Source organism: Luteibacter sp. P4_E6, assembly GCF_056401535.1.
Window position 1 is genome coordinate 1 of sequence record NZ_JBFUJE010000464.1, and the last position, 3,154, is coordinate 3,154.

Annotated in this window: 4 protein-coding genes; all 4 read right to left on the reverse strand. The window is 63.3% G+C overall.

Annotated features, from left to right (window positions below):
- Window positions 1-88: 88 nt before the first annotated feature.
- Window positions 89-1,396 (reverse strand): XVIPCD domain-containing protein, encoded by a 1,308-nt coding sequence (locus AC1DT2_RS19230; RefSeq protein ID WP_477298076.1) that lies wholly within the window; start codon window positions 1,394-1,396, stop codon window positions 89-91.
- Window positions 1,397-1,448: 52 nt separating this feature from the next.
- Window positions 1,449-2,075: a hypothetical protein gene (locus AC1DT2_RS19235; RefSeq protein ID WP_477298077.1), complete on the reverse strand. Its 627-nt coding sequence runs from the start codon at window positions 2,073-2,075 to the stop codon at window positions 1,449-1,451.
- A gap of 83 nt (window positions 2,076-2,158) precedes the next feature.
- A complete protein-coding gene (locus AC1DT2_RS19240; RefSeq protein ID WP_477298078.1) occupies window positions 2,159-2,770 on the reverse strand; it encodes a hypothetical protein in 612 nt (203 codons plus the stop codon).
- Window positions 2,771-2,819: 49 nt separating this feature from the next.
- On the reverse strand, window positions 2,820-3,154 hold a 335-nt coding region (locus tag AC1DT2_RS19245), incomplete at its 5' end, for a hypothetical protein (protein WP_477298080.1).

Sequence of the window (3,154 nt, forward strand, 5' to 3'; positions counted from 1 at the left end):
CGGTGTAGATGTCGCGGCTCATACGGTGTCTCCGTCGAGGAGCGCCAGGTGGCGCGGCGTATAGCGAGAACTCACGGCGTCCATGCGTTTAGCGACCCTGCGCCGGCGTGTCAGGCGCGTGCGGTGTCGGAGCGGCATCCTGGGTCTGTCGTCGGTTTTCTTCCGTGAGGGCAGCGGGCGGTGCCGCTTTCGCGATCTCGGCCCCGCTCTGTTCGATCGGCGTATTGACGGCCTTCGCCGTATCCACTTCTGCCGTGCGTTTGAGAGGGGAGGTGAGGTCGCCTTGCACGGCATACGCGCGGCTTCCGTCGTCACTCAGCAGGACGTGATCGATCTTCGTCAATCCCTGGTGTTTCGCTTCGGCGGTGACGGCGCCGGCGAGCTGGTCGCTCTGCTTGTCGGGTGTGCGGCCGACCTGCGCATCCAGCGCGTGCACAGCGGCACGCGCCTGTTCGTACATCGCGTGGTCCGGGTGCATGGGACTGTCCAGCCGTCCCGATTGCGCAGCACGCTGGATGGCGTCCTGGTGCTTGGCCTGAGCGATGGCTTCCATCGTGCGCGGGCCTGCCACGCCGTCCGCCGGCAGATGATGATCGCGCTGGAACGCTTCGACCGCGGCACGCGTGCCCGGACCGAACTTGCCGTCGGTGTGGAGTTCGCCGTGATGTCCATCGGTGTAGCCAAGTCGGGCGAGGCTGCCCTGGAGCAGGCGGACGTCTTCGCCGCTAGCGCCCTCCTTGAGTGGAGCGGCCTTGCCTGCCGCGTGCGCCGGGTGAGCAGGCTGCGGCTGGCCGACGTGGCCCTCGGCGAGGCGATGCATCACCTCGGGTGTGAGGCGTTGCTTCCAGTCCTCGAAACGGTGTTCGCGATCTTCCAGTCCGTTGTACTTGCCGTTGACGGCTTTGGTCGCCGCACGGACGTCGTCCCTGGCGCTTTCCGGCACACGGTTCTCCCAGTACCAGACGGCGATCTTCGATGCATGCTGCGGATCGGCTGCGAGCTCGGGACGCTTGACCAGGTCCAGGCCGAGCGCTTCGCCGGCGACGCGATAGTTGTCCTTGCCGGTGAGTTGTATGTAGCCACGGCCGTGGTACTTCCAGCCATCACCTGGTTCGTCGTTGCCGTTGCGGCCGCCGTACATCAGCTCGGCCAGCTGTTCGGGCTTGCCCATCAGGGCCTGCTTGCGCGCCGCGTCCAGTGTGTCGGGGCCTTCGCGCCACGCGGACTGCACGGGAATCTGCGAGATATTTCGCGTATAGCGAAAGCTCTCCTCGAGCCGGTTGAGCCCGTTGGATTCGTGAGTGACCTGGGCCATGAAGTTGGCCAGCTCCCTCGGGTTGGTGATGCCCGCCGCCGTAGCGTCGGTCAGCACCTGGGTTTCACGATCAATCGCCATGTGTAGCTCCTGGTTGACTCACTTGCGATGTTGCGTCGTGCGGTCCTTCTGACTATTTCGCCGGATGGGGGGCGAGTCTTGCCGTGAACGGGATGCGCTTATTGGGGTCGTCCATCAGAAAATATTGGCCGGCGACCACGATCTGGCCGTTGTCCTCGTGGAAGCCCTCGGGTCCCTTGTCCACCCACGACGAATAGGCCGCGTCGACGCCGGGCACGTCTGCGTCGTGGTTAGCGACGATGTTGCCCGTGACAGGCGAAAGCTCCACCACGTTCAACAGCGTCTGTGAGAGTGATGTCGCCTGGTTCGTGTCGGTCTGTACCAGCACGAAGATCGATCCGTCCATGGCGAAGCAATGCGTGGCCCGGTTCTGGTACCAATGCGGCGGCACAGGGACGGCAGTGACCCAGCGCGGTTGTTTTGCGCCGGCGTCTTTGATGTAGACGAAAGCACGTCCGTTCATGCCTTCCTTTGTGGCGTCGCCGGCGACGCACTCGCCGCCTGCGACCGGTGCGGAACCGTATGCGGTGAAGCCCTTCGGCAGCTTCGCCTTGGCAGGCAGAGGGGCGACGGTCGGCACGGGCTCGGCGCTAAGTGCGCGAAGCGGCACAGCGGCAAGCAGCGCAGCCATGACAGCCGCGAGCATGAGCTTGCTCGCGTGGTAACGGTCAATCGTCACGTGTAACTCCTGTTTGATTTTCGGGTGGCTTTGCCTCCTGCTGGCCGAACCCGCCGTCCTGGCGGGGTTGTGCAACTGCTACATCAGGGCAGCGTTACGTCAGGGAGCTTGCCCGGGTCGAAATCGGCGAAGGACACTGTGCCGAACTCCTTCGCGGTCAGGTCGACGTGCTTTTCATTGCCGGTCTCGGTATCGACAACCTTGCGCATGACTGACGAGACGAACCAGTTCTTCTTAGCACCGACGTAGGTGAAGGTGTACTCATCTGTCCAACGCTCGCGGCTGCCGCCGCCGGCGACGATCGTAAACTGGCCTGCCGCAACGTGCGTGTAACCGTACGGATCACCCGCCATGCCGCCGCAGGTTCCACAGGGGACGAGGCGACTGTTCGAGGCCACCTTCTGGAGATGGCCGGCCGAATCTCTCGCGAGGATAACGACGTCGCGCGGAGGGCCCTGCCCAAGTTTCCCGGGCCCGGCCGACGCAGGGTCGAGGACCAGTACAGCGCCTTTGCGCCCGTCACCTGCGATGTCGCCAAACTTGGAGTCGAGAATCCTGGACCCGCCGGTCGCGAAGGATGTCAGATCATCCATGTTGCTTCCCTTGGTGTGTACTACCCGGTCAGTCAATGGCCGGGCGTAAGGATTCGCGCTTTGGGCATGAAGCATGCCGGAAACGAGCAGGCCCGCAATCACCGCGAGCGCCTTGAACGGGCGCCGAGAAATCATGACGCGTCTATCTCCGTCACGGACTCGCATCGGCGGGATCGCGTGACGAGGAGGTGGCCATGACCGATTTGGCGGCCCCCAAAGCGAACGCCTTCGGGCAGACGCGCGCGAACAGAAGTGCCGAATAGGCATTGAAGCAGTAGTAGTTGGTGACAGTGAAGGTGCCTAACTCCTTGCTGATCGGTGCCCAGCAGTCCTGTGGTACACCCACCGTGCAGAAGATGAAGGGGTTGTTGCCGTAGTACGGAATCGGTTCGTAGTACTGCGCGACGGCGGCAGAGCTAAAGCCGAAGAGCACGGCGATAAATAGGAATTTCTTCATTGTTGATCCTCTTGGCAACCGAATTGCGT